17 protein-coding genes and 1 pseudogene are annotated in these 18,730 nt (G+C 68.9%); 12 read left to right on the forward strand and 6 right to left on the reverse strand.

What is annotated here, in order from left to right; genetic code table 11:
- From MMB92_RS32860 to MMB92_RS32870, 3 genes and pseudogenes are all read right to left on the reverse strand, one after another.
- Positions 1 to 190 (reverse strand): annotated as a pseudogene (locus MMB92_RS32860) (energy transducer TonB); the annotation flags it as partial.
- A gap of 33 nt (positions 191 to 223) precedes the next feature.
- Positions 224 to 1,270: an ABC transporter substrate-binding protein gene (locus MMB92_RS32865; protein ID WP_006482991.1), complete on the reverse strand. Its 1,047-nt coding sequence runs from the start codon at positions 1,268 to 1,270 to the stop codon at positions 224 to 226.
- Positions 1,271 to 1,320: 50 nt separating this feature from the next.
- Positions 1,321 to 2,493, reverse strand: coding sequence for an LLM class flavin-dependent oxidoreductase (locus MMB92_RS32870; RefSeq protein ID WP_006482993.1), 1,173 nt, complete (start codon positions 2,491 to 2,493; stop codon positions 1,321 to 1,323).
- 440 nt (positions 2,494 to 2,933) lie between these two features.
- Here MMB92_RS32870 and MMB92_RS32875 point away from each other — a divergent pair, with 440 nt between their 5' ends.
- Genes MMB92_RS32875 through MMB92_RS32890 form a run of 4 tightly spaced genes read left to right on the forward strand, consistent with a single transcriptional unit; the run spans position 2,934 to position 6,777 of the window.
- On the forward strand, positions 2,934 to 4,010 hold the full coding sequence (locus MMB92_RS32875; protein WP_006482992.1) for a hypothetical protein: 1,077 nt from the start codon (positions 2,934 to 2,936) through the stop codon (positions 4,008 to 4,010).
- A 31-nt stretch (positions 4,011 to 4,041) separates the two neighbouring features.
- Positions 4,042 to 5,148, forward strand: a complete 1,107-nt coding sequence (locus MMB92_RS32880; RefSeq protein ID WP_062885281.1) for a PhnD/SsuA/transferrin family substrate-binding protein — start codon at positions 4,042 to 4,044, stop codon at positions 5,146 to 5,148.
- The gene (locus MMB92_RS32885; RefSeq protein WP_058902714.1) at positions 5,148 to 5,966 is read left to right on the forward strand and encodes an ABC transporter permease; all 819 of its coding nucleotides are present in this window, start codon (positions 5,148 to 5,150) and stop codon (positions 5,964 to 5,966) included. Before MMB92_RS32880 ends, MMB92_RS32885 begins: the two co-directional genes overlap by 1 nt.
- 22 nt (positions 5,967 to 5,988) lie before the next feature.
- On the forward strand, positions 5,989 to 6,777 hold the full coding sequence (locus MMB92_RS32890; protein WP_277563203.1) for an ABC transporter permease: 789 nt from the start codon (positions 5,989 to 5,991) through the stop codon (positions 6,775 to 6,777).
- Here the strand turns inward: MMB92_RS32890 and MMB92_RS32895 are convergent.
- Both MMB92_RS32895 and MMB92_RS32900 read right to left on the reverse strand, forming a co-directional pair.
- Entirely contained in the window at positions 6,768 to 7,895 is a 1,128-nt protein-coding gene (locus tag MMB92_RS32895; RefSeq protein ID WP_059722376.1) for a sigma-54 dependent transcriptional regulator, read from the reverse strand. The two genes, MMB92_RS32890 and MMB92_RS32895, sit on opposite strands and share 10 nt — an antisense overlap.
- A gap of 120 nt (positions 7,896 to 8,015) precedes the next feature.
- Positions 8,016 to 8,696: a class II aldolase/adducin family protein gene (locus tag MMB92_RS32900; RefSeq protein ID WP_006491011.1), complete on the reverse strand. Its 681-nt coding sequence runs from the start codon at positions 8,694 to 8,696 to the stop codon at positions 8,016 to 8,018.
- A gap of 385 nt (positions 8,697 to 9,081) precedes the next feature.
- Between MMB92_RS32900 and MMB92_RS32905 the strand changes: the two genes are divergently transcribed.
- The 8 genes from MMB92_RS32905 (at position 9,082) to MMB92_RS32940 (ending at position 16,798) form a co-directional block, all read left to right on the forward strand.
- Complete coding sequence (locus MMB92_RS32905; protein ID WP_058903571.1) at positions 9,082 to 10,365, forward strand: lipase family protein; 1,284 nt, start codon at positions 9,082 to 9,084, stop codon at positions 10,363 to 10,365.
- Positions 10,366 to 10,507: 142 nt separating this feature from the next.
- On the forward strand, positions 10,508 to 10,798 hold the full coding sequence (locus MMB92_RS32910) for a co-chaperone GroES (RefSeq protein WP_011694564.1): 291 nt from the start codon (positions 10,508 to 10,510) through the stop codon (positions 10,796 to 10,798).
- Between the two features lie 12 nt (positions 10,799 to 10,810).
- A complete protein-coding gene (gene groL, locus MMB92_RS32915) occupies positions 10,811 to 12,451 on the forward strand; it encodes a chaperonin GroEL (RefSeq protein ID WP_006491016.1) in 1,641 nt (546 codons plus the stop codon).
- A 183-nt stretch (positions 12,452 to 12,634) separates the two neighbouring features.
- Complete coding sequence (locus MMB92_RS32920) at positions 12,635 to 13,249, forward strand: LysE family transporter (RefSeq protein WP_006495723.1); 615 nt, start codon at positions 12,635 to 12,637, stop codon at positions 13,247 to 13,249.
- Between the two features lie 36 nt (positions 13,250 to 13,285).
- A complete protein-coding gene (locus tag MMB92_RS32925) occupies positions 13,286 to 14,578 on the forward strand; it encodes a hypothetical protein (protein WP_277563204.1) in 1,293 nt (430 codons plus the stop codon).
- Positions 14,579 to 14,989: 411 nt separating this feature from the next.
- Positions 14,990 to 15,211 (forward strand): hypothetical protein, encoded by a 222-nt coding sequence (locus tag MMB92_RS32930; RefSeq protein ID WP_080331280.1) that lies wholly within the window; start codon positions 14,990 to 14,992, stop codon positions 15,209 to 15,211.
- Positions 15,212 to 15,343: 132 nt separating this feature from the next.
- Positions 15,344 to 15,865 (forward strand): PTS sugar transporter subunit IIA, encoded by a 522-nt coding sequence (locus MMB92_RS32935; protein WP_006491012.1) that lies wholly within the window; start codon positions 15,344 to 15,346, stop codon positions 15,863 to 15,865.
- A gap of 48 nt (positions 15,866 to 15,913) precedes the next feature.
- Positions 15,914 to 16,798, forward strand: a complete 885-nt coding sequence (locus MMB92_RS32940; RefSeq protein ID WP_346829284.1) for an acetylglutamate kinase — start codon at positions 15,914 to 15,916, stop codon at positions 16,796 to 16,798.
- 75 nt (positions 16,799 to 16,873) lie between these two features.
- Here the strand turns inward: MMB92_RS32940 and MMB92_RS32945 are convergent.
- A partial coding sequence (locus MMB92_RS32945; protein ID WP_277563205.1) for a family 2A encapsulin nanocompartment cargo protein cysteine desulfurase occupies positions 16,874 to 18,730 on the reverse strand: 1,857 nt, incomplete at its 5' end.

The following is an 18,730-nucleotide window of genomic DNA, read 5'->3' on the forward strand; positions in this document are numbered from 1 at the left end:
CAGCCAGCGCGATCGCGGCCGCGCCGCGCCATCCGTTCGCCTGCGCCGGTCGCGTGCCCGCCTGCGCGGACGGCACGACCGACGGCGGTCGCGCCCGGGTCGCCGCCGTCACGCTCACCGTGCGCGGCGCGGCACGCGCCGCATGCCGGCGTGCGGGCGGCACGCCGTATTCGATCGTCAGCCCTGTCATGTTCGACTCCTTGCAATGACGCGCCGCGGCGCGCTACGCGACCCACGCATGGCGGTGCCGGTCGATCTGCGTGAACGGCGCCGGATCGATCCACGCGCGCGCGTCGAAATCGTGTTCGAGAAAGCCCCACTCGACGAGAAAATCCTTGAACGCGACCAGCCCGTCGATCGACGTCGGCGCGAGCCCGGTCTCGAGATGGCGGTGCACGTCCGCGCCATACGCGTAGCGCACCCACTCGTCGGATGCGCGCGTTTCGCGGCCGATATAGGCGACCGTCTCCGCCGGATGGCGAGCGGCCCAGTCGCCCGCGCCGACCACGACCGACAGGAAGCGGCTCACGAGATCGGGGCGCGCGTCGATCAGCGCGCGATCGACGGTCAGCGTGCGGGGCGTGCCGTTGCCGATCCGCACCAGCGGATCGGGATGGGCGCCGAGATCGATGACGACCTGCGCGTCGATCAGATGCACGGTTTCCAGCCCGGCCACGCCCTTCACGAACACCGCGTCGACGTCACCGCGCACGAGCGCCGCGATTTCGAGTCCGTATTCGTGCGGCCCGCGCGTGAACGATGCAGGCCCGGTGCGGCGCTCGTGTGTATCGGGCAGATCGACCCATTCGGCGTCGCCGTGGCCGAGCCCTTCCAGTTCGAGCGCGCTCAGGAAACCCTTCAGCGCGGCCGCGCGCCAGAAGTCGATGCTGATCGGATGGCGCGGCAAGCCGAGCCGCCGCCCGCGCAGGTCGCGCGCGGTGCGAATGCCGCGCTCGGGCAGCGTGACGATCGCCTGGAATTCGTTGGTCCACGACAGGCCGATCACGCGTGTATCGGCGCCGCGTGCCCGCGCCCACAGCGCGGGAATGTTGCCGCCCTGCCGGAACGAGTGCGGCAGGCTGTGATCGAAGTGCGATTCGCGCTTGTCGGCGTCGGCCGTCTCCTGCAGCGAATGCAGCGCGATGCCGTCCGGCCCGAACTCCTCGTCGAACCAGCCGCGATGCACGGCGATGCCGAGCGCGGTCGGCACCGGGCAGCGCGTGTACCAGAGTGCGTCGCAAGCCGTGGCCTGCGCAGCGAGTGTCGTCATGGTGAGTATCCTTGTCGTTGTCGTGGATGCGTCGCGGCGGGTCGCCGCGCTCAGGCGCCGGCCACGCGCAGCGCTGCCTGCGTGCCGCGCGCGTTCAGCGCGCCGTCGACGAGCGGCAACACTTCCTCGCCCACGCGGTATGCCTCTTCGAGATGCGGGTTGCTCGCGAGGATGAACGTCGATACGCCGATCTCGACGTATTCCGCGAGCCGTTCGGCCACCTGCTCGTGGCTGCCGACGATCACGCAGCCGGGGCCGCCGCGAATCTGCGACATCCCGGCCCACAGGTTCGGGCCGACGATCAGGTCGTCGAAGTGCTGCGTGTTGCCCTGGTGCAAGGCGAACTGGCGTTTCGCGCCGACCGACTCCGACGCTTCGCCGCGCCCGCCGAATCCGTTGCGCGTCGTGTCGCCCACCGTCGCGAACATCTGCCGCAGCTCGGCCCACGCCTGCTCCTCGGTCTCGCGCGCCAGGATGTCGATGCGCATGCCGAAGCGCAGGTCGCGCTCGGCGTTCTGCCGGTCGAGCGCGCGACGGGCCGCATCGATCACTTCCTTCTGTTTCGCGAGCGGCTCGCCCCAGCTCAGGTGCACGTCGCCGTGCTTCGCGGCGACCGCGAGCGCCGCGTCGCTCGCGCCGGCCAGATAGATCCGCGGCGGCTTCTGGCCGCTCAGCGGCGGCAGCAGCCCGCCCGCCTCGACGCGATAGAAGCGGCCGTCGAACGTGAACGGCGCGCCGGCCGCGACGCCCTTCACGACGTCGAGGAATTCGTCGGTACGCGCATAGCGGCTGTCGTGATCGATGAAATCGCCGTACGCGCGCTGGTCAGGGCCGCCGCCACCCGTGACGACGTTCCACTCGACGCGGCCGCGGCTGATTCGCTGCAGGCTCGCGGCCATTTGCGCCGCATAGACCGGATGCACGAAATGCGGTTGCAGCGCGATCAGCAGGCGCAGCCGGCGCGTCTCGCGCGCCAGCGCGGCCGCCACGACCCACGGCTCCTCGGTGAAACGGAAGATCGGAATCAGCGCGCCGTGGAAACCGGCGATGTCGGCCGCACGCGCGACCTGCGACAGATAGTCGATGTAGCCGAACGCGTCGTCGTCGACTTTCGGCGCGACACGCGACGCGCGCTGGCGATTCCATTCGCCGCGCGTATGCAGATCGTGTGCGCGCCGGCCGTCGCCGTGCATCGGCAGGCGCCACAGAAATTCAACAGCCATCGGGATTCTCCTTGTCGGCCCGTTCGGATTGCGTGCGGCACCGGCGTGCCGCGCGTATGCAGCGCTGTAAAGCACGCGGTGTGCCAACGGGCTCGCCGCGCCGCGCGCGGGGCCGCCGATGAACGCGCGCCGCGCCTTGCGGGCCGGGCGTAGGCGGCGATCGAATCACGTGCGCCGATTGCCGCCGAACCCGTCGCGACACGCACACGCGCCGCTGCTGCATCCGCCGCACCGGTGCTGCGCGCGCAACAGCGCCCGACGCGACTGTTGCTCACGCAACAGCCCGCTCGCCGGCCGCCGTGCCGCGCATCGCCCGCCAGGCCCGCGCCGCCGGTCATACGGCCGCTTCCGTTCACTGGCCCGGAACTTGCAACGTGGAACGGCCCGCGCGGGCGACACCGCGCCTCGACCACGCTTACCCAGACAGGGGAATCTCACACATGACAGACAGGCCCGATTCGTCATCGGACAAGCAGCAGACGTTCTGGTACGCCCGATCGCCGGTGCCGACGCCGCTCGGCATCGCCGTGCATCTCGGCTGGCTCAACGGCGAGACGTCGGCCGACGGCGTCGCGATCCGTTCGCCGCGCGGCGCCACGCGGCACGACGTGTCGTCGATCAGCGATCACACGCTCGCGCAATCGTTTCGCCAGGGCGGCAGCATCCCCGCGATGTGGGCGCGCTCGAACGACGCGCATACGCGCGTGATCGGGCTGTCGTGGGTCGACGAGTCGCAGTTGATTCTCGCGCGCCCCGAGTCGGGTATCCGCTCCGTGAAGGCGTTGCGCGGGCGCCGGATCGCGATTCCGAACCGCCCCGACGATCGCATCGACATCTTTCGCGCATCGGCGCTGCGCGGCTTCGTCAACGCGCTGAGCCTCGACGGGCTGACGCTCGGCGACGTCGAACGCGTCGACGTGCGCGCCCGCACGCTGCAAGCCGTCGGGCCGGCGCGGGCGGCGAACCTGTTCGCATCGCCGCACGGCTTTTCGAGCCGCGCGCTGTATGCGGCCGAAGCCGGCGCGCTGCTGCGCGGCGAAGTCGACGCGATCTACGTGAAGGGTTCGACGGGCCTCGAAATCGCGCAACTGATCGGCGCGCACGTCGTGATCGACATCGGCTTTCATCCGGAGCGCTCGATCCGCAACAACAACGGCACGCCGCGACCGCTGACCGTCAACGCGGACGTGCTCGCGAACCATCCCGACATCGTCGCCGGCTTCCTGAAACTCGTGGTCGCCGCCGGCGAATGGGCCGGCACGCATCCCGACGAAACCGCGCACTACGTGGCCGGCGAAACCGCGTCGTCGATCGACTGGGTGCGCGCCGCGTACGGCAACCAGTTGCACCGGCACCTCGGCGTCAACCTCGACGACGAATCGGTCGCCGCGCTCGACGAGTTCAAGACCTTCCTGCTCGACCACGGCTTTCTGGAAGCCGACTTCGACGTCGCCGACTGGATCGATCCGCGCCCGCTCGCCGACGTGCTGCAGCCCTCGCTGCAAAAACGTGCGTGAGCCCCTTTACCGTTCACTGTTCGGGACCATCATGAAACACATGCTCTGCCTTGCCTCGCTGCGCCGCCCGCTGCGCGCGCTGCTCGCCGCGCTGCCGTTGGCCGCCGCGTCGCTCACCGCCCCGGCCGCGCACGCGGAAGACGCACCCAAGGTCGTGCGAATCGCCGTCGTCGCGTATTCGAGCGGCGGCAAGACGCAATACGCGGGCGCCTCCGCATTGATCGACGCCGACAAGTCGCTCGAAAAAGCGCTCGCCGCGCGGCACGTGACGCTGCAATGGGTGCCGGTGTCGACCGCCGCGGTCGGCACGCTCGTCAACGAGGCATTCACGAACGGCAGCATCGATTTCGCCGGCTACGGCGACCTGCCGTCGGTGGTCGTCAACGCGTCGGGCACGCGCACGCGCCTGATCGTGCCGGGCGGCGTCGGCAGCAATACGTATCTGGTCGTGCCGGCCGGCTCGACCGCGAGGTCGATCGTCGACCTCAAGGGCAAGCGCATCGCGCTCAATCGCGGCCGGCCGTGGGAAGTGCCGTTCAGCAAGCTGCTCGCCGAGAACGGGCTGAAGCTGTCCGACTTCAGGATCTACAACCTCGATCCGCAGGCCGGCGCGGCAGCGGTCGCCGCCGGCCGCGTCGACGGCTTCTTCACGCTGTCCGACGCGTATTCGCTCGTCGACAAGAACGTGGGCAAGATCATCTGGTCGACCAAGCGCGCGCCCGACGACTGGAAGATGCGGGCGGAACTGTGGGCGTCCGACGATTTCGTGCGGCGCTACCCCGACATCACGCAGCTCGTCGCGACGGCCTACGTGCGCGCCGCGCACTGGATCTCGCAACCGCAGAACCGCGACGCGTACGTGAAGATCCTGAGCGCGTCCGGCCAGCCGGAAAGCGTCGTGCGCCGCGAGTACGCGGACGAAGCGACGCCGTGGAAGGAGCAATGGACGCCGCTCTTCACGCCGGCGCTGACCGGCCATTACCGCGATGTCGTCGCGTACAGCCGCCAGGCCGGGCTGACGTCCGCGCCGGTCGACGTGAACGCGCTGCTCGCGCCGACCTTCGTGTCGACCGCGCTCAAGCAGCTCGGCCTCGACGGCTACTGGCGCGCCGACGCGCCGCGCGTCGCGAGCCGCTGATGGCGACGCGCGCCCTCGCGCCGAACGGCCTGCGCGCGGCGGCTCGCCTGCCGAGCGTCGCGCGGCTCCGCGACTACGCGCTGTGGTGGATCACGCCCGTCGCATTCGCCGCGCTGTGGTGGCTCGCGAGCGCGCAGCGCTGGTTCCCGCCGCAGCTCGTCGTGCCGCCCGGCCGCCTCGCGGCGACGCTGCGCACGCTGCTCGATACCGGCGAACTGCGGGACAACCTGTCGATCACGCTGCATCGTCTTGCGCTCGGTTTCGCGATCGGCGCGACCGGCGGCGCCGCGTTCGGCGTCCTGCTCGCGCGCAGCCGGCTGTTCTCCGACTACCTGCGGCCGACCTTCGACCTGCTGCGGCAACTCCCGACGCTCACGCTGATTCCGCTGCTGATCCTGCTGATCGGCGTCGACGAGCCGTTGAAGCTCGTCGTGGTCGGCAAGGCCGTGTTCTTCCCGGTCGCGCTGGCCGCATACACGGGCGTGCACGATGCGCCGCGCGATCTCGTCGAGATGGCGCGCCACTACGGGCTCGGCCGCTTCGCGCTGCTGCGCGACGTGCTGCTGCCGGCCGCGCTGCCGCCGCTGCTGACCGGCGTACGGATCGCGCTCGCGCGTGCATGGCTCGCGCTCGTCGCGGTCGAGCTGCTCAGTGCGGACAGCGGCATCGGCCAGATGATGGAACTCGCCCGGCAGATGCTGCGGCTCGACGTGGTGCTCGTCGACGTTGCGGTCATCGGGCTGATCGGCTTCGCGCTCGACCGTTCGATCGCACTCGTGCAGCGCTACGCGTTGCGCTGGCAAACGCCCGCGCGCTGACCCCGACCAGAATCGCTTCGGAATGACCTTCGTGACCCGTACTTTCCCGTTCGCCCCGCTGCGCCGCCGCGCGCGCGGCCTCGTCGTGCCGGCGCTGCTGCTGGCCGCGTGGCAAGCCGCGTCGTCCGGCGACGCGGCCCATCAATATGCGTTCGTGCCGCTGCAGCAGGTCGGCGCCGCGTTGCTCGAACTCGCGCGCAGCGGCGAACTCGCGACCGATCTCGGCGCGAGCCTGCGCCGCACGACGCTCGGGCTCGGGTTCGGCGTCGCATTCGGGCTCGCATTCGGCGCGGCGATGGCGCGTTCGTCGCTCGCGCGCAAGCTCGGCGAGCCGGCGTTCCAGGCGCTGCGCTACGTGCCGCTGCTCGGGCTGATTCCGCTGCTGAGCCTGTGGGCCGGCACCGGCGAATTCGCGAAGGTGTTCATCATCGCGCTCGCCGCGTTCTATCCGATGACCACCGCCAGCTTCGACGGGCTGCGCCGCGTCGATCCGCGCTATGTGGAGCTCGCGCAGTCGTATCGCCTGACCCGCATCGGCCTGTGGCGCGACGTGCTGATTCCCGGCGCGTTGCCCGACCTGTTCGCGGGCGTGCTGCAGGCCGTGCCGTTCGCGTGGATCACCGCGACCAGCAGCGAGTTGCTGTTCAACACGGGCGCCGGCGTCGGCAGTCTGATGCAGAACGCGCAAGCCGGCGCGCGCGCCGACGTGCTGCTGGTGTGCGTGCTGGGCGTGACGGCGCTGGCCGTCGGCATGAGCGCGTCATGCGAGCGGATCGCGCGGCGCGCGCTGCGCTGGCGCGATTACGCCTGACGGCGCAGCCGCGCGTCGGCGGCGTCGCCGTCGCCTGCGTCGCGCGGCTTCAGGATGCCGAGTTGCGCGAGCCGGGCACGCACGATGTTGCGCGACTGGTCGAGCAGGCGCGACATCCGCAACTGGTTGTGCTCGCTGTAATCGAACACGCTGCGGTACACGGTGTCCTCGATGTGCTGCCACAACGCCGGCGTGCCGAGATCCAGCAACTCGATCACCGCACGGCGCAGCGCGTCGGTCGCCTCGGCCACGTCGCGCGCGCGGCGCGGCGGCGCGGCGGCCGGGCCCGGTGCGTCTGCCGGGTCGGGGGCGAGCGACAGCGCGGAGAACTGCAGGTCGCCGACGTCGATCGCGCCGCCTGCACAGATCAGCACCGCGTGATGAATCACGTTCTCCAGTTCGCGGATGTTGCCGGGCCACGCGTGCGCATGCAGCCTGCTGCGCGCGGCGTCGGTCAGCGTCGGCGCGGTGACGCGCAGCCGCTTCGCATAGGTATCGATGAAGTGTTCGATCAGCGGCGCGATGTCGCCGGGCCGCTCGCGCAGCGGCAGCAGGCTCAGCTTCACGACGTTGAGCCGGTAGTACAGATCCTCGCGGAAATTGCCCGCGCGCACCGCGGCTTCGAGATTCACGTTGGTCGCCGCGACGAGCCGCACGTCGATCTTCACGGTCTTGCGCGACCCGACCGGCGTCACCTCGCGCTCCTGCAGCACGCGCAGCAGCTTGACCTGCGCGGACAGCGGCAGGTCGCCCACTTCGTCGAGAAACAGCGTGCCGCGATTCGCGGATTCGAACCAGCCGGGCTGGCTGTTGATTGCGCCGGTGAACGCGCCGCGCTCGTGGCCGAACAGTTCGCTTTCGATCAGCGTTTCCGAAAACGCGCCGCAATTCACCGCGACGAACGGCCCGTCGTGACGCTCGCTCAGCGAATGCACGAGGCGCGCGATCAGCTCCTTGCCGGTGCCGCTCTCGCCGGTGACGAGCACCGTCGCGTCGCTCGGCGCGACCAGCTGGATGCGTTCGAGCAGCACCCGCGATTTGGGATCGTCGAACGTCAGTGCCTTCGCACGGATCGTGATCGCGTGCGAAGTCGGGTCCGGCAAGCTGAAGATGGCCATGGCACGACCGGCGTGTTGAACGGGGAAGGTTCGACGATAGCAAGGCGCACGCCGGCCACGAACCAATTCATCGAGCTATCGGTATGACGGCGGCCGGATTGCGCCGGCCGCCGCGCGGCGTCATGCGAGGCCGGTCATCTTCCATTGCTGTTCGAGCGCGCCCGGCCCGAATTCGAGCGAGCCGCCGAGCGGTTCCGCGAGCGCCTGGAAATACGCGGCTTCCTCGAGGATCAGGATGTACTTCGACACGTCGAGGATCGACTTGCCCCAGAACGTCGCGCCGCCGTTCGCCTCGATGATCGCCGGCACGTCGGGATCGCGCCGGATCGTGTCGACGATGAAGCGCGGCTCGCCGGGGCGGCGATCGACATAGACGGGAATTTCACGCGCCCGCGTGTAGCGCGCGGCGGGCGCATAACGGATCGGCAGCGGACGATGCGCGCTCGCCCACGCGCCGAGATACGGGCCGTGTACGTGAATCACCACGTCGACTTCCGGCGCCTCGCGGAATACGCCTGCGTAGCGCGGGCCGTTGCCGCCGGCGCGTGCGTCGCCATGCAGCACGTCGCCGTCGAGCGTCACGACGACCGGCTGGATCTCCTGCGACGCGGCCCACGGGCTGGGCGCCGACAGCGCGACGACGAGCTCCGTGCCCGGCACGCGCTGGAATGCCTGGAACGTGTTGGTGGCGCTGAGCGTGCGCGTTTCCTTCAGCACGCGCGCGGCTTGCGCGAATTCGCGCGTGGCGCGCTCGACGAAGGCCACGAGTTCGCCGCTGTCGATGGCTTGGGTGACGGACATGAGGGCGTTTCCTTGATCGGTTGAACGGTTGAACGGAAGGGCTCGCGTCGCCACGCCGCGACGCACGGTCGACGGATCAGCAGCAATCGTGCCAGCGCTGCGATTTGCGTATCGAGGGCCGGCCGGCGTGGCGCAGGCACGCGATGCCAGCGTTGCGCCGTGCAGCCCGCGCATGCGCGTTTTGTTGCGGAAGCAACACCGTGCCGGCCGGGATTGCTGCGCGACACGCAGCCCGGTGCACGCGTGCGATGCGCGCGGCATCGACCGATCGTCCGTCGTGCCGCGCGTTGCGTACGCAACGACCCTTCTGGTTCGAAACTTGCATCGCACTCGGCCCGTGCCCGCATTGCCCAGCGCATCCGATCTCATCGACCTCCATCCGACCATGACGCTTCTTTCCCTGCGCGGCGTCGCCGCGCGCACGCTGCTCGTATCGGCGCTCGCCGCTTCTTCCGTCGTTTCGCTCGCGGCTTCGCCCGGCCGCGTCCCGGCTCCCGACCCGTTGCAGGGCGACGGCCGCGTATCCGCGTTCTACACGTGGGACCGCGACATTCCGGCCAGGCCCGGTGTGCTGCTGCGCACCGAGCCGCTGCCCGCGACGGTCGGGCTCGCGAGCGCCGCGCGACAATTGCGCATCCTGTACGCGTCGACCGACGGCGTCGGCGGCCATGCGCCGATCGCCGTGTCGGGCGCGCTGTTCGTGCCGCGCGGCACGCCGCCGGCCGGCGGCTGGCCGATCGTCGCGTGGGCGCACGGCACGTTCGGGATGGCCGACATCTGCGCGCCGTCGTGGTTCGGCCGCTCGTATCGCGACGTGCGCTACCTGAACGCCTGGCTTCAGCAAGGGTTCGCGGTGGTCGCCACCGACTATCAGGGGCTCGGCACACCGGGCCCGAATCCGCAGCTCAACAACCGTTCGAACAGCTACACACTGCTCGACAGCGTGCGCGCGGTGCTCGGCGGCGTGCCGGGCCTCGCGAACGAGGTCGTGCTGGTCGGCCAGTCGCAAGGCGGCTCGGCCGTGATCGCGGCAGCCGGCTACGCGCCGGCCTATGCGCCCGAACTGGCGATCCGAGCGACCGTCGCGACCGGCACGATCTACAACGCGTCGCACGCCACGCTCGCGGCGCTGCCGAAGTTCGAGACGGCGTACCGGCGCGATCCCGACCGCGTCGATCCGACGCTCGCGTACCAGTTCTACTCGGTGCTGTCCGCGCAGCAGATCGATCCGTCGCTGCGGGCCGACGAGGTACTGACCGACACCGCGCTGCCGATTCTCGACCAGGCGCGCATCGGTTGCCTCGCATCGCTCGAGGACGATGCGGCGCTCGCGCACCTCACGCACGCGAACACCGTGAAGCCGGGCGGCGATGCGCGGCTGAAGGCGTGGTGGGACGACTACCTGAAATACCCGACGCTGAAGATCGCGACGCCCGTCTTCATCGGCGCGGGCGCGGACGACGGGCTGGCGCCGCTCGAACTCGCGCTCGCCAGGGACGCGTGCGCGGCGGGCACGACGGTCGAGGCGCACCTGTATGCGGGCCGCGAGCACAACGGCACCGTGAACGCGTCGCTTGCCGATTCGATTCCGTTCGTGAAACGCGTGCTGGCCGGCGAGACGATCCGCCCGGTCTGCTCGCCTGCCGCGCAGCCGGCCGTGTCGCAATAGCCGGCTCGCGGCGCTTTGCACGACGGCGCGAATGCTTGTGCAAATCCGTTATTGGATCGCGCCGCCGCCCATTTTTATACTCGTCAGCACTCTCTGCCAAAGAGTGCCAGCCAACTTCGACAGAACCGTACAGGACGAAAAAATGAGCCTACGCCCCTTGCACGATCGCGTGATCGTGAAGCGACTCGATCAGGAAACCACCACCGCGTCGGGCATCGTGATCCCCGACAGCGCCGCCGAAAAACCCGACCAGGGCGAAGTGATCGCCGTGGGCCCCGGCCGCAAGGACACGGACGGCCAGCGCATCGTGCCCGACCTGCAGGTCGGCGAGCGCGTGCTGTTCGGCAAGTACGCGGGGCAAGCCGTCAAGGTGGACGGCAACGAGTTTCTCGTGCTGCGCGAAGAAGACATCGTCGCGGTCGTCAATCAATAACGGAGCGCAATCATGGCAGCCAAGGAAATCATTTTCAGCGACATCGCACGGTCGAAGCTGACCGAAGGCGTGAACATCCTCGCGAACGCGGTGAAGGTCACGCTCGGGCCGAAAGGCCGCAACGTCGTGCTCGAACGCAGCTTCGGCGCACCCGTCGTCACGAAGGACGGCGTGTCGGTCGCGAAGGAAATCGAACTCGCGGACAAGCTGCAGAACATCGGCGCGCAGCTCGTGAAGGAAGTCGCGTCGCGCACCAGCGACGCGGCCGGCGACGGCACGACGACGGCCACCGTGCTCGCGCAGGCGATCGTCCGCGAAGGCCAGAAATACGTGGCGGCCGGGCTCAATCCGCTCGATCTGAAGCGCGGCATCGACAAGGCCGTCGCGTCGGCCGTCGACGAATTGAAGAAGATCAGCAAGCCGACCACCACGAGCAAGGAAATCGCGCAGGTCGCGACGATCTCCGCGAACGGCGAGGAATCGATCGGCCAGCGCATCGCGGAAGCAATCGACCGGGTCGGCAAGGAAGGCGTGATCACCGTCGAGGACGGCAAGTCGCTCGCGGACGAGCTCGACGTCGTCGAAGGGCTGCAGTTCGATCGCGGCTACCTGTCGCCGTATTTCATCAACAATCCGGACAAGCAGATCGCCGAGATCGAAAGCCCGTACATCCTGCTGCACGACAAGAAGATCTCGAACATCCGCGACCTGCTGCCGGTGCTCGAACAGGTCGCCAAGTCGGGCCGGCCGCTGCTGATCATCGCGGAAGACGTCGAAGGCGAAGCGCTCGCGACGCTGGTCGTCAACAACATCCGCGGCATCCTGAAGACGGTCGCGGTCAAGGCGCCGGGCTTCGGCGATCGCCGCAAGGCGCTGCTCGAGGACATCGCGATCCTCACCGGCGGCCAGGTGATCGCCGAGGAAACGGGCCTGACGCTCGAGAAGGCCACGCTCGCCGAACTGGGGCAGGCGAAGCGCATCGAGGTCGGCAAGGAAAACACCACGGTGATCGACGGCGCGGGCGATGCGAAGAACATCGAGGCGCGCGTGAAGCAGATCCGCGTGCAGATCGACGAAGCGACGTCCGACTACGACCGCGAGAAGCTGCAGGAGCGCGTCGCGAAGCTCGCGGGCGGCGTGGCGGTGATCAAGGTCGGCGGTGCGACCGAAATCGAGGTGAAGGAGAAGAAGGATCGCGTCGACGACGCGCTGCACGCCACGCGCGCGGCCGTCGAGGAAGGCATCGTGCCGGGCGGCGGCGTCGCGCTGATCCGCGTGCGGCAGGCGATCCGCGAACTGAAAGGCGCAAACGCCGACCAGGACGCGGGCATCAAGATCGTGCTGCGCGCGCTGGAGGAACCGCTGCGCCAGATCGTCACGAATGCGGGCGAGGAAGCGAGCGTCGTCGTCGCGAAGGTCGCGGAAGGCACCGGCAACTTCGGGTACAACGCGCAGACGGGCGAGTACGGCGACCTCGTCGAATCGGGCGTGCTCGATCCGACCAAGGTCACGCGCACCGCGCTGCAGAACGCGGCGTCGGTGGCCGGGCTGCTGCTGACGACCGATGCGACCGTGTTCGAAGCGCCGAAGGATGCGGCGCCCGCTGCCGCGCCGGGCGGCCCGGGCGCGGGCGGGCCGGGGTTCGATTTCTGACGACGCAGCGTGCGCGCCGGTTCGCCGGCGTGCGCGCGGCCGGGCAGGACCCTGCAACGCGTGGCGACGAAAGTCGTCACGCGTTGTGCGCTTTGGCGCACCGCAATACGATTGCCGGCGGGCCGATTGCCGCGCTCGGGTAAGATGAAGACCCGTCCCGTCCCGTCACGCCACTGCCACGCCATGTCGCCCATCGCCAACATCCTGCTGCCGCTCGCCGGCGTCCTGCTGCTGAGCGTCGCCAGTCCCGGCCCGAATTTCGTGATCGTCACGTCCACCGCCGTCGTGTCGCGCCGCGCGGGCATGATGACGGGGCTCGGCCTCGCCGCCGCGTCGGGTACTTGGGCCGCGATCGCGATCGCCGGCCTGAGCCTGCTCGTGACCCACGTCGCCTGGGTACACACCGCGCTGCGGCTGGCGGGCGCCGCCTACCTGATCTGGCTCGGCCTGAAAATGATCGTGACCGCGCGCAAGCCGTTGCCCGTTTCCGCACCGGCCGCGACGTCCGACTGGCGCGCGGCGAGAAAAGGCTACGTCGTCAGCATGACGAACCCGAAGTCCGTCGCGTTCTACGGCAGTATCTTCGCGCTGATGGTGCCGGCCCATGCGCCGGCGTGGCTCGATCTGTCGGTCGTCGTGCTGTCGGTCGCGATCTCGGCTGCGTGGTATTGCACGATGGCGCTGCTCGCGTCGCATCCGTCGGTGCGCCGGCTGCTGATCCGGCGCAAGGCCGTGCTCGATACGGCCGCCGGGCTGTTGCTGATGGGCGTGGGTGGGCGGATGCTGGCCGGACGTTGATCCGCGGCGCCCCGATCGCTTCCGTCGCTCATCATCATGCCGACCGCACACACCCTTCTGGACGACTACGAACGCCTCGGCTGGACCGGTAACGATCCGATGTCGCAGATGCTGGCACTGCGGCGCGACGAACCAGCGGCACTCGTCGATCTCGTGATCGCGTCGTTCGATCGCACGTTCGCGCATGCGACGTTCATCGACGCCGCGATCGACCTGATGGACGACATCGCGTTCGCGAACGTTGCAGCCGAAGCGTGGCGACGGGTCGTCGAAGGCGCATGGAACGCGCGACTCGCGAACGTGCTGTCCAGCGTCGCGCTACGATCGCCGCAGGTGTTTTCCGATCACTGGGACGTACTGCTCGACGTGGTCGTCCCCCGGCATTCGCCGCGCATGCATTGTGCGGAATACGCGTGGCGGGCACTCGACGCGGCCACGATCGACGCGTGGCGCCGGCGGCTTGCGCAAGCACCCGTCGTTGACGACGCGGCGCGCGCACGCGCTGTCGCACTGCTCCATTCACGACAACCTGCAGCCGTGCTCGATGCGGTGGCCCGGCTGTTTCCGGACGATCCGGAGCAAGCCGCGAACTGGCTCATGTCAGCGAGCTACACGCTGGAGCACGGCACGTTGCGCGCATTGCACGGCGATTCTCCGCTGCATATCGACTTCGGACGCGCGCTGCGTGCGCCGGCACTTCGCGACATGCCGAAGTGGAAACGCGAGATTCAGGCGAATCATCCGACCTGGCAAGCGGGCGAATCCCGTCGGTCGAACGCGCACTTCGGCGGCGTGTCGCCGCATCGATGCGGCCTGTGCCATCAGCCGTTGCATCGGCTGCTGACGCTGCCGCAACCGATCGAAGCGGGTATCGACAGCACGACGCCCGTGTCGTTCGCCACCTGCCTGGCGTGCCTCGGTTGGGAAAGCGACGGCCCGCTGTTCTACCGGCACGACGAGTCGGGTCATGCGGTCGCCCATCCCTCGCAGCGGCACGATGCCGCGATCGAGCCCGACTATCCGGCCAGCCCCTTCGTCGAATCCGACGTCGACGTTTTCGCCGCGCCCGCGCGCTGGGCCTGGCAGGAATGGGGGGAGTCGAACGGCAGGCAGAACCTCAGCCGCGTCGGCGGTCCGCCGTCGTGGGTGCAGTCCGCGTGGTATCCCGATTGCCCCGATTGCGGCCGCAAGATGCGCTTCGCCATGCAGCTCGACTCCGAGCTTCCGCAAGTCGACGGCGGCGAATGGCTGTGGGGCAGCGGCGGCGCGAACTATACGTTCTGGTGCGCGCCATGCCGGACCAGCGCGCATCTGTGGCAGTGCACATAACGCGCGATTCACGCACCTTTACGACCTTTTTACTTGCGCCGGCGCATCCGTTCACTAGAATGGATTCGCCATCCACCACCGAGCACGCGCCATGCGCATCCGAAGTCCTCGTCCTCCGAGTTGCTTCTCCGCCTGACAGGCCGGACGCCTGCGTCTCCTTCCCGAGCCACCGTCCCGCCGACACGCGGACGATGCGCGCCGTAGTCCTTCCCGTGCACGCTTGAACACGACGTCGATGCGGTCGTCCCGCATCGCACATCGCAATGCGTGCGACACGTTCCGCGTAACGGCACGTCATCGATCCGCCGATCCAATCCATTTATTTTGTATCACTGATTTTATTCACGGGGATTCCCGCTTCCGAAGCCGCGCACGCCCCGTCTCGATCGTCTTTCATACAGGAGCAATGGAATGATGCTGGGCTTGACGTTCTGGAAACACGTGATAGGCGCGCGAACCCCTGCTCTCCACGAGGACCGGACGACGGCGCACGGCCGACACCGCCGGGTATCGAGAACGCTCGTGCTGGCGAGCGCCATCGTGGCGTTCGCGGCAATCGCATTCGGCGCGCCGGTCGTCGGCATTTCAGTGTTTCTGCTGACGACGCTGCCGTTCGTGCTGTCGGGAACCTGAGGGTGTCCGTATCGCGCGCGGCGGCATCGGCGCTCGATACGAGATTTTAATGCCCGGCCCCCGCGTATCTGACACCGTCTTTACGCGGGTTTGTCTAGGATTTCCCTGTCATCCCGACACGGAGAGATCCGCATGCAAACGCATCAGGCCGCCGTCGGCGGCCAATCCGGCCGCCCTCAGCAACGCGGTGGCACACCGTTCGCGACCGCGCTCGCCGACGCCTGTCCGCCGGACAATATCCTGCTCGACGTACCGGTGGAAAGCGCGATCCAGTTGTTCGATCTCGTCGCTCACCATGTCGCACGCGACAGCGGCGTATCCGCGGAACGGATCCGGGCCGAACTGATCAAGCGCGAACAACTCGGCTCGACCGGCCTCGGCCAGGGCGTCGCGATTCCGCATGCGCGAGTCGACGGGATCGGCTCGGCCGTCGCGCTGTTCGTCCGCGCGCGATACCCGTTCACGTTCAACGCGCCCGACCGCAAGCCCGTGCGCGAATTCGTCGTGCTGGTTCTGCCGCACGCGGACGACCGTGCACACCTCGAACTGCTCGCCGACGCCGCACGATGGTTCAGCGAACGCGCGATCCGGCAAGCGTCACGCGACGCACAAACGCCCGACGAGATCCGCCGACTCATGCAACGCACTGTTTGATCGAGCGTCGCGCAACGACAGGTATCCCCTTCATCCTTTCGAACGCCCATGTTCCCAGACCCTGACACTCCCACTCGACGCGTGGCCGGCTTGGCCCGCTCACTGCCGTTCATGCAGGCGCTGCACGGACAGACCGTCGTCATCATCGACGGTGGTGCCGCCAGCGACGCCCACACGCGCTCGGCCTTCGCGCAGGATGTCGCGCTGCTCGCGCTCACCGGCATCCATCCGATCGTGATCCAAAGCATTCCGACTGCGTCCGTCGCGCAATCGGTCCACGCGACACACGCCGCCATGGCCGGCGTCAACCATGAACTCGTGCGCCTGATCGGCAGCCACGGCGCGCGGGCAATCGGCGTCGACGGTCACGACGGCGGCCTGCTGGTCGCCAGCGCCGAATCCGACCACGCGGACACGAGCAAGGTCGCGCGGTTCGACGTCACCGCGTTGAACGCGTTGCTCGACAACGGACTGGTGCCCGTCGTGATGCCGGTCGCACCGGACGACGCAGGCCATGATCGGCTGCTGCGCCCGGAACGGCTCGGCAGCCTGTTCGCGCAACGTACGGGCGCCGTTACGCTGGTGATCATGGTTGACAGCGCATGGCTGCGCGAACTCGGCGAACTCACCGGGCTGTACGGCATCACGGAGCTGGAGCAATGGCTCGCCGAGCATCCGGCCGCCAACGCGGCGCCGTGCGTACGGGACGCGCTCGATGCGCTCGCACACGGCGTGCAGAATGCCCATCTCGCTGATATCGGGCAACCCGAATCGCTGATCGACGAGCTGTTGGCGGAGGAGGGATCGGGCGTGGTGTTCTGCCGACGCGGCAACACCGATCTGCTGTCGGAAACCCGTCGCTACTTCGCCGATTCGGCGTGCGTGCTGCGTGACGGGTTCAGTGTCGAGCAGAAGCCGGTTGTACGGTTTTGACCGGGCAGCACGAACACGCTTGCGGCGGCCCGCAAAGGCCGCCGCAAGCGGGCAAGCATCGACACGGCAACGACGTCAACGTCGCGCCGCCAGTCTCCTGACGACACTCACCAGCGCATCGACTTCATCGCACGTGTTGTAGAACGCGAGCGACGGCCGCACCGTGGCTTCGAGCCCGAAGCGCCGCAGGATCGGTTGCGCGCAGTGGTGCCCCGAGCGCACCGCGATGCCCTCTTCGTTCAGCGCCTGCCCGACCTCCTCGGTTTCATAGCCCTTCAGCACGAACGACAGCACGCTCGCCTTGTCGCGCGCGGTACCGACGAGCCGCACGCCCGGCACCGGCGCGAGCACGCTCGTCGCATACGCGAGCAGATCGTGCTCGTAGCGCGCGATGTTCTCGATGCCGACGCGGTTCACGTAGTCGAGCGCCGCGCCGAGCCCCACCGCATCCGCGATGTTGCCGGTGCCGGCTTCGAAGCGGTTCGGCGGCGGCTGGAACACCGTGCGCTCGAACGTCACGTCCGCGATCATGTTGCCGCCACCCTGCCACGGCGGCATGTCGTCGAGGATCGCGCGTTTGCCGTACACGACGCCGATCCCGGTCGGCCCGTAGATCTTGTGCCCGGAGAACACGAAGAAATCCGCATCGAGCGCCTGCACGTCCACGCGCATGTGCGAGATCGACTGCGCACCGTCGACCAGCGCCTTCGCGCCCGCGCGATGCGCGAGCTCGACGATCTCCTTCACCGGCACGACCGTGCCGAGCGCGTTCGACACCTGCGTGACCGACACGATCTTCGTGCGATCGTTGAGCAGCTTCCGGTATTCGTCGAGCAGCACCTGCCCCGAATCGTCGACCGGAATCACGCGCAGCTTCGCACCCTTGAGCGCGGCAAGCTGCTGCCACGGCACGATGTTCGCGTGATGCTCGAGATGCGACACGACGATCTCGTCGCCTTCGCCGACGTTCTGCACGCCCCACGTCTTCGCGATCAGGTTGATCGCCTCGGTCGTGCCGCGCACGAACACGATCTCGTCGGGCGACGATGCACCGATGAAGCGCTGCACCGTCTCCCGCGCATGCTCGTACGCATCCGTCGCGCGTCCCGCCAGTGCATGCGCCGCGCGGTGGATGTTCGAGTTCTCGTGAGCGTAGAAGTACGCGAGTCGGTCGATCACGGCTTGCGGCTTGTGCGTCGTCGCCGCGTTGTCGAACCAGACGAGCTGCTTGCCGTTCACGCGTTCCTGCAGGATCGGGAAGTCGCGGCGGATCGCGTTCACGTCGAACGGCGGATGGGCGCCGCGATGCAGCTGACCGTGCGGCTCGGCTGCCTGCGCATCGTCGATGAAGTAGCGCGGCACGTCGGCGCCCGACGCGCGCGACGCCGGCACGTCGCGATGCACGGCCAGCAGCGCGCGCAGCGCGTCGTCGCCCGGCAACCCGAACGCTTCCGGCGACGCGAGGCCGTTCGACGGCACGACGATGTCCTGCGGCGTCGCCTGCCAGCCCTGCAGCGAACCGTCGGTGAAGTAGTACGGCGACGCCTTCGCCGCGCCTTCCGGTGCCGGCGCATTCACCTGCGGCACACCGAGCGCCGCGCCGCCGACGCGCGGCTCCAGCGCGGGCGCGATCGATACGACGTTGTCGGGCAGCCCGTTCTGCGCGGCCGCATGCGGCGCGAGCGCGGGTGCGCGGTTGCCGAGCGACAGCACGTGCGTCGGCGCGGACGGCGCTAGATTCGCGCCCGGTACCTTGCCTTGCGGCAGCGCGAGCCCCGGCACGCCGGTGCCCGCCCCGCCCGGGCCCGCGAGCGGCGAGCCGCCCGGCACCGGGTTGCTCACCGACGCGAGAATCGGCGCCGCCGCAGGCAAGGCCGACGGCACGCCGCCGACCGCGCCGCTGCCCGCCGACAGCCCGGGCGCGGTGGCCTG

It is taken from the genome of Burkholderia sp. IO2 (assembly GCF_029522185.1).
Taxonomy (GTDB): domain Bacteria; phylum Pseudomonadota; class Gammaproteobacteria; order Burkholderiales; family Burkholderiaceae; genus Burkholderia; species Burkholderia cenocepacia.